This window comes from Paraprevotella clara YIT 11840 (genome assembly GCF_000233955.1).
Classification (GTDB): Bacteria; Bacteroidota; Bacteroidia; order Bacteroidales; family Bacteroidaceae; genus Paraprevotella; species Paraprevotella clara.
On sequence record NZ_JH376608.1, the window covers coordinates 1 to 1,439 of the forward strand.

General features: G+C 46.1%; 1 protein-coding gene and 1 tRNA gene (1 of these 2 running past the window's edge). One reads left to right on the top strand and one right to left on the bottom strand.

Annotated elements, in window-relative coordinates; translation table 11 throughout:
- A partial coding sequence (locus tag HMPREF9441_RS11070) for a leucine-rich repeat domain-containing protein (RefSeq protein ID WP_008621163.1) occupies positions 1 to 714 on the top strand: 714 nt, incomplete at its 5' end.
- Positions 715 to 1,400: 686 nt separating this feature from the next.
- Here the strand turns inward: HMPREF9441_RS11070 and HMPREF9441_RS18390 are convergent.
- Positions 1,401 to 1,439, bottom strand: a tRNA-OTHER gene (locus tag HMPREF9441_RS18390) (it continues 66 nt past the right edge of the window).

The following is a 1,439-nucleotide window of genomic DNA, read 5'->3' on the forward strand; positions in this document are numbered from 1 at the left end:
GACATCAACATTCCCAACTTGGTCACAAGTATTGAAGATCAGACTTTCTACTGTTGCACAAGCCTAACGGACATCAACATTCCCAACTCGGTCAAAAGTATTGGATCGGAAACTTTCTACCGTTGCACAAGCCTAACGGACATCAACATTCCCAACTCGGTCACAAGTATTGAATACGGTACTTTCAACTATTGCACAAGCCTGACGGACATCAACATCCCCAACTCGGTCAAAAGTATTGGAAGTTGGGCTTTCAACGGTTGCACAAGCCTGACGGACATCAACATTCCCGACGCGGTCACAAGTATTGGAAGTAAGGCTTTCAGCGGTTGCACAAGCCTGACGAACATCAACATTCCCAACTCGGTCACAAATATTGGAAGTAAGGCTTTCTACGATTGCGACAATTTAAGATCCGTATATATGAACGCTTCCACTCCTCCGTCTATCGGTGATCAGGCATTCCACAAAAGCAGCAAAGACCTAACCATTTATATACCGAGAGGGTCATATTCGGCTTATTGGATTTCCTATTGGGGCAACTACAACCTCGTGGAATACGACCCGACTGACATTCAAGGCGTTACCACTTCTGCCCACAATGGTGCGGAAAAATATTTCTCCATTGACGGCCGCCCCCTTCCCGGTCCATGCAAAGGAGTGAATATCATACAAGACACTGACGGGAAGACGCGGAAAGCGTGGATTCCGTAACAAGGAAAAGGATAAAGATTGAATTCGGGCTGAAAGACTGGTGGACACTGATTACAATCATCAAAGCCATCATCGAAGCCTTCTGATTTCAAAGCCTGCCGCCACCACGCGGCAGGCTTCTTTTTTTCCTAATGGTTTCCTCCTGACATATTCCGTGAGACCGAAACATGAAACGGCATTTCTGACCAGCAAGTGTTAAAAGAACATAGCCTCAGCCTCTGCATTCCCTCCCCCAAGAGTTTTCAGAAAAATGGTTTCATCTTTCAGGCTGAACGATAACACACTGTGTCCCAACACATAAAACAACTGAAGGATGGGACACCCATCTTTCAGCCTTCCGTCAGGATGAGAACGGTAAACCAACCGGCTGAAAGCGGAAAATCATTTGGCGTAGAACGAAAAATCGCTTGCCTGAGATTGAAAAATCGTTTGGCGCAGAAAAAAACGCCCTTTTCAGGAAGGCCTTTTCCCGTCCTCCATAAGGAAGGGGAAAGCTTCGGCTGAAAGATGGCCGATGCATCCTTCAGGACACAATATGCTTGTTTTAAAAGACTTACGATACAACCTGAAAGATGAAAGATCTTTTTGCAAAATCCCTGGGAAGGAAAGAAAGCCGTCTGCACGTCATCTCGGAATCAACCGCCACGCATAAAAAAAGCTTCCCTCTCCATGAGGAAAGCTTCGTGTTGGACTACCAGGATTCGAACCTGGAAAAACAGGACCAG